Raw genomic sequence first — 5,519 nt, 5'->3', positions numbered from 1 at the left:
CAGAATGAATTCTGCAGCCCGCCATCAGTTCGGCTTCCTCTACCGCCCGCTGGATCGCCTGTACGGTGGTCTCGATATTCACCACGACACCGCGCTTCAGGCCACGGGACGCGTGGGATCCGATACCCACCACCTCAATGGATCCATCCAGCTTGCGCTTGCCAACGATGGCAACCACCTTGGAGGTTCCGATATCGAGGCCGACGATCATGTTTTCCGTATCAACCGATGACATTCAGTTCACCAATTACCAGGTCTATGAGTTGTTATCCGATTCGTTTTTCAGGGGCTTCCAGCGTACCGCCACACCGTTGGTGTAGCGGGCATCAATGGCCTCCACCTGATCTGCGCGGTTGGCGATCTGGAGGTTGTATACCGCCAGAAAACGCTCAAACCGCTGTTCTACCTGATCACGCCCCAGCGCGACCTCTATTCCGTTGGCCAGCGTCAGCGTCCAGGCGCCCCGTTCTTCCAGGGCAATACCGGCAAAACCCAGGCCCCGGGCATCAAGCGCGTTCGCCATGGTTCTGGCCATATCAATGACTTCCCGCACCCGGCCTTCCGGCCCTTTCAGGCTTGGCAAGCGTCCGGCTACCTCACGGTTGGCCGGCAGGAACACATCGCCGGTGCGGCTGATCAGCTCCCGGTCGTTCCAGTAGGCCAGCGGCTTGTGCTCGCGTATTTCCACCATCACCCGATCCGGCCACACCCGCTTCACAGCTGCGCTGTCGACCCATGGCCGCTGTTCGTAGGCCCGTTTGATTTCGGCCAGGTCAGTCGTGAAGAAACTGCGCCCCAGCCAGGGTGCCGCATGCCGCTCCAGGGCGTTGGTGCTTTCACCCACCAGCTGCCCGGTCACTTCCACCCGCATGATCTGCTTGTCCATGGCCGCCAACACCTGGCTGGCGCCCCAGGGCACCAGTGCCGCCAGCATCAGTACCAGTGTGCCCAGGCCAACGTGTAACCAGGGCACCGCACCCAGCAACTGCCGGATCACATCCAGCACGCCCTGCTCGTCAACCGAAGAGGTTGCACCACGGCGCCGGGGTGGCTCCGAGGGCACCAGCCGGCTTCTGAGCAACAGGCGGTCAGGCATCGGCATTGCCTCCCGGTTCCGGTCCTTCAGTAATGGTGTCCAGCAAAATACGGGTCACCAGTTCCGACATACCAATACCAGCGGCCGCCGCTGCCATAGGCACCAGGCTGTGATCTGTCATACCGGGCACCGTGTTGACTTCCAGCAGCCAGAACCGGCCCTCGTGATCCTGCATGATGTCCACACGCCCCCAGGACCGGCCGTCCACCACACGGAATGCCTCCAGGGCAAGATTCTGGATCAGGGTTTCCTGCCAGACCTCAAGCCCGCAGGGAATCCGGTACCGGGTGTCGTTGGCCAGGTACTTGGCGTCGTAATCGTAAAAGTCATGATCTGTGCTGAGCCCGATGACCGGCAGTGCCTGGCCCTGGAGCACGCTGACGGTAAATTCCGGGCCTTCAATCCACTCTTCAACCAGCACCAGCGGATCCAGGCGGCTTGCCTCACGGTAGGCCGCCAGCAGTTCGTCTCGGTCACGGACCTTGCGTACGCCGATGCTGGAGCCTTCCCGGGACGGCTTCACACTCAACGGCATCTTGAGGTCACCGACGATACTGCTGAGCTCGCTCTCGGAGGTCATTGACCGGAACGCGGGAGTCGGCAACCCGCAGCCGGCGAAGACATACTTGGTGCGCAGCTTGTCCATGGCCAGCGCAGACGCCAGCATGTCGCTGCCGGTGTAGGGAATGCCAGCCTGCGACAGGATCGCCTGCAGGGTGCCATCCTCGCCGCCACGGCCGTGAAGGGCGATGAACACCCGGTCAAAATCCGGGTTCTCAACGGCTTTCAGCAGGCAGCCCCGGACATCTACGGCATAGGCGTCGACTCCGGCAGCCAGAAGCGCCGCGGTGACGGCGTTGCCACTTTTCAGGGAAACCTCCCGCTCAGCGGAATCGCCACCCATAAACACCGCCACACGTCCCAGCGCCCGGCGGGTTTGCTCGTCTACCTGGTAAGGACGGGTTCTGAATTCAGCCACGGCCAGTCACTCCTGCAGCAGCCAGTCGGGAGGCAACACCACCAATATCACCCGCACCCTGGGTGATCAGCAGGTCACCGTCTTTCAGGATGTGGCTCAGCAACCGGGAGATATCGCCATCGTCTTCAACGTGCACCGGCTCCACCAGGCCACGCTGGCGGATGCTGCGACACAGGGATCGCGTATCGGCGCCGGGAATGGCAGGCTCTCCGGCAGAATAAACGTCCATCAGCAACAGACCGTCGACCTCCGACAGCACCCGTACAAAGTCTTCATACAGATCCCGGGTCCGTGAATAGCGGTGAGGCTGGTACAGCATCACCAGCCGGCGACCGGGCCAGGCATCCCGGGCCGCGCGGATGACCGCCTCGACCTCGGTGGGGTGATGGCCATAGTCATCCACCAGGGTAATCCTGCCTTGGGGCGTCTGGTAATCGCCGTACACCTGGAAGCGACGCCCTACTCCGGCAAACCCGGCCAGGCCCCGGCAAATGGCCTCGTCAGCAACGCCCTCATCAGTCGCTACGGCAATGGACGCCAGAGCGTTGAGCACGTTGTGCCGTCCCGGCATTTTCAACTCAACCTGCAGTTCAGGACGACCGCCAGGGCGATGGACTGTAAAGCGCGTTTTCAGGCCATCGGACTGGATATTGCTGGCGCGATAATCCGCATCCTCACGCTCGATACCGTAGGTCAGCATCGCCCGGGAAATTCTTGGCAGGATTTCGTCAACGTAGGGATCGTCAAGGCACATGACGGCAATGCCGTAGAACGGCAGGTTGTGCAAAAAATCCACAAAGGTTTTCTTGAGCTGGGCCACATCGCCACCGTAAGTGTCCATGTGGTCCGCTTCTATATTGGTGACCACCGAGATAACCGGGGTCAGGTGCAGAAAAGACGCGTCACTTTCATCCGCTTCCGCCACCAGATAACGGGAGTCCCCCAGCCGGGCATTGGTGCCGGCACTGTTCAGCTTGCCGCCGATCACAAAGGTCGGATCCAGTCCGGCTTCGGCCAGAATAGAGGCAATCAGGCTGGTGGTCGTGGTCTTGCCGTGGGTGCCGGCGACGGCAATACCATGCCGGTAACGCATGATTTCAGCGAGCATTTCGGCCCGGGGCACAATGGGCACCCGGCGACTCCGCGCGGCAACCACTTCAGGATTGTCCCGGGCCACGGCGGAGGACACCACCACCACGTCAGCCTGGTCGCTGTTACTGGCCCGGTGACCAATGTGTACGGTGACACCCAGACTGCGCAGGCGCTCGGTTACCGGCCCGTCCCGCAGGTCCGAACCGGAAATCTCATAGCCCTGGTTTTGCAGCACTTCAGCAATACCACTCATGCCGGCACCGCCAATGCCAACAAAGTGAATGCGACGAATACGGCGCATCTCGGGCACCTGGTAAACCAGCGGCGGGTTCGTAATATCAGACATGGGCGGCCTCCAGACAGTAGTTCACAACTCTCTCCGTTGCATCAGGGCGCGCCAGCGTACGGGCTGCAGAGGCCATGTCAAGCACCCTTTGACGTTCGTTCATCAGATCCGTCAGCGTTTGTGCCAACAGCTCGGGGGTCAGCCGGGACTGGGGCATCAATAGTGCTGCACCGGCTTTGACCATGTATCCGGCATTACCCGTCTGGTGGTCATCCACCGCGTGGGGAAAAGGCACCAGCACGGCGCCCACACCGGCCGCGCAAAGCTCTGACACCGTTAACGCACCGGCACGACAGACCACCAGATCCGCCCAGCCATAAGCTTCCGCCATGTCTTCTATAAATGGTTCAACCGAGGCGGTAACACCGGCACGTTCATAGTTCGCCAGGGCCTCGTCATGATTACGCTCGCCGCACTGGTGTCGGATATCGGGACGGCCATCCGCCGGCATCAGCGCTGCTGCAGCGGGCACCGTCTGATTGATGGCCTGGGCACCAAGGCTGCCGCCAAGCACCAGCACCCGCAGAGCGCCGGTCCGGGCCGTCATGCGCTGCTCAGGTGCCGGCAACGCAACGACATCCGGGCGAACCGGGTTGCCGGTACAGCGGGTGACCACCTTCCCGCCAAAACTGCCGGGGAACGCTTCCATCACGGTTTTTGCAAATCTGGCCAGTATCCGGTTGGTCATCCCCGCCACGGCGTTCTGTTCGTGAACCAGCAACGGCCGACGGCCAAGCCAGGCGGCGAGACCGCCGGGGCCGGTTACAAACCCGCCCATGCCGACGACACAGTCCGGCTGCACCCGCCGTACCACCGCCATTGCCTGGAACAGGGCCCGCACCAAACGGAACGGTGCGGCCAGCAAGGCCAGCTGGCCTTTACCCCGAAGCCCGGACACAGAGATCACCGACAGCGGAATGTCCGTGGCTCCCAGCAGACGTTCTTCCATGCCCCCAGCGGACCCCAGCCACTGCACCTCGTGCCCCAGCTCCTGCAGCCTGCGGGCCGTAGCCAGTGCCGGGAACACATGGCCTCCGGTACCACCGGCCATCATCAGAAAGCGCCGCTGAGTCATTGGCTGACCCTCCGCCGCGTAGCGGGCCTGGCGTCAGCTGCGCTGCGCACCTGTTGCTGACGTTCCAGCTCGACCCGGGCCAGAATGCCCAGACCGATGCAGGTCACCATCAGGCTGGAACCGCCATAACTCATCAATGGCAAAGTCAGACCTTTGGTGGGCAGCAACCCGGTATTGACGGACATATTGATGGCGGCCTGAAGCCCCATCAGCAAGGTAATGCCGTAGGAGAAACAGGCAGCAAAGGCCATACCCTGCTTTTCTGCCTTGCGGGCAATGACAAACCCGGTCAGCACCATGGTGGTGAACAGCATAAGTACCGTCATGGAACCCAGCAGGCCAAACTCCTCAGCGGTAATCGCGAAGATGAAATCGGTATGCGCTTCGGGCAGGTAGAACAGTTTCTGGATTGAGTTACCCAATCCGACCCCGGTCCAGTCACCACGACCAAAAGCAATCAGGGACTGGGTCAGCTGGTAGCCGGTATTGAACTGATCCTGCCAGGGGTCCAGATAGCTCACCACCCGCTTCAGACGATAAGGCTGGGTAATGATAAGGACCGCGCCCAGTGCCACACAGATGCCGATCAGCGGCATGAACCGGCTCAACCGGACGCCACTGAGAAAGATCATGCCCAGAGCTGCAGTCATCAGCACCACCGTCGCCCCGAAATCGGGCTGGATAACCAGCAGTGCTGAAGCCAGCCCCAGCACCAGCACCGGCTTGATAAAGCCCCACCAGGAGTTAACCAGTTCATCCCGGCGCCTGACCACATAGCCGGCGAGATAGGCAATCAGACAGAGTTTGGCAACTTCCGATACCTGCACATTGAATAGGCCCAGCGGGATCCAGCGGGTTGAACCGTTCACCGTGAGCCCCAGCGGTGTCAGCACCAGTATCAGGGACAGCAACCCGGCTCCCAGTAACAGCC

At 61.5% G+C, this 5,519-nt stretch carries 6 protein-coding genes; all 6 read right to left on the bottom strand.

Translation table 11 applies throughout. From position 1 onward, the window contains the following. Window positions 1–235, bottom strand: a 235-nt coding sequence (locus tag AAC035_RS18120) for a cell division FtsA domain-containing protein (protein WP_339806498.1), incomplete at its 3' end; no start/stop codon positions are given. 21 nt (window positions 236–256) lie between these two features. After that, window positions 257–1,096 (bottom strand): cell division protein FtsQ/DivIB, encoded by an 840-nt coding sequence (locus AAC035_RS18115; protein ID WP_339806497.1) that lies wholly within the window; start codon window positions 1,094–1,096, stop codon window positions 257–259. Further along, on the bottom strand, window positions 1,089–2,075 hold the full coding sequence (locus tag AAC035_RS18110) for a D-alanine--D-alanine ligase (protein ID WP_339806496.1): 987 nt from the start codon (window positions 2,073–2,075) through the stop codon (window positions 1,089–1,091). Before AAC035_RS18110 ends, AAC035_RS18115 begins: the two co-directional genes overlap by 8 nt. Next, a complete protein-coding gene (gene murC, locus AAC035_RS18105; RefSeq protein WP_339806495.1) occupies window positions 2,068–3,513 on the bottom strand; it encodes a UDP-N-acetylmuramate--L-alanine ligase in 1,446 nt (481 codons plus the stop codon). Before murC ends, AAC035_RS18110 begins: the two co-directional genes overlap by 8 nt. Continuing rightward, window positions 3,506–4,588: an undecaprenyldiphospho-muramoylpentapeptide beta-N-acetylglucosaminyltransferase gene (gene murG / locus AAC035_RS18100; RefSeq protein WP_339806494.1), complete on the bottom strand. Its 1,083-nt coding sequence runs from the start codon at window positions 4,586–4,588 to the stop codon at window positions 3,506–3,508. Before murG ends, murC begins: the two co-directional genes overlap by 8 nt. Beyond that, a partial coding sequence (ftsW, locus tag AAC035_RS18095) for a putative lipid II flippase FtsW (protein WP_339806493.1) occupies window positions 4,585–5,519 on the bottom strand: 935 nt, incomplete at its 5' end. The genes ftsW and murG, both read right to left, overlap by 4 nt.

Source organism: uncultured Marinobacter sp., assembly GCF_963974375.1.
Classification (GTDB): Bacteria; Pseudomonadota; Gammaproteobacteria; order Pseudomonadales; family Oleiphilaceae; genus Marinobacter.
The sequence above is the reverse complement of the archived record's forward strand: the minus strand, read 5'-3'. Positions and strand labels throughout refer to the sequence as shown.

Bases quoted from the DNA above. Each gene is read 5' to 3' on its own strand.
- AAC035_RS18115 (WP_339806497.1), bottom strand. From the start codon at position 1,096: ATGCCTGACCGCCTGTTGCTCAGAAGCCGGCTGGTGCCCTCGGAGCCA.
- murC (WP_339806495.1), bottom strand. From the start codon at position 3,513: ATGTCTGATATTACGAACCCGCCGCTGGTTTACCAGGTGCCCGAGATG.
- murG (WP_339806494.1), bottom strand. From the start codon at position 4,588: ATGACTCAGCGGCGCTTTCTGATGATGGCCGGTGGTACCGGAGGCCAT.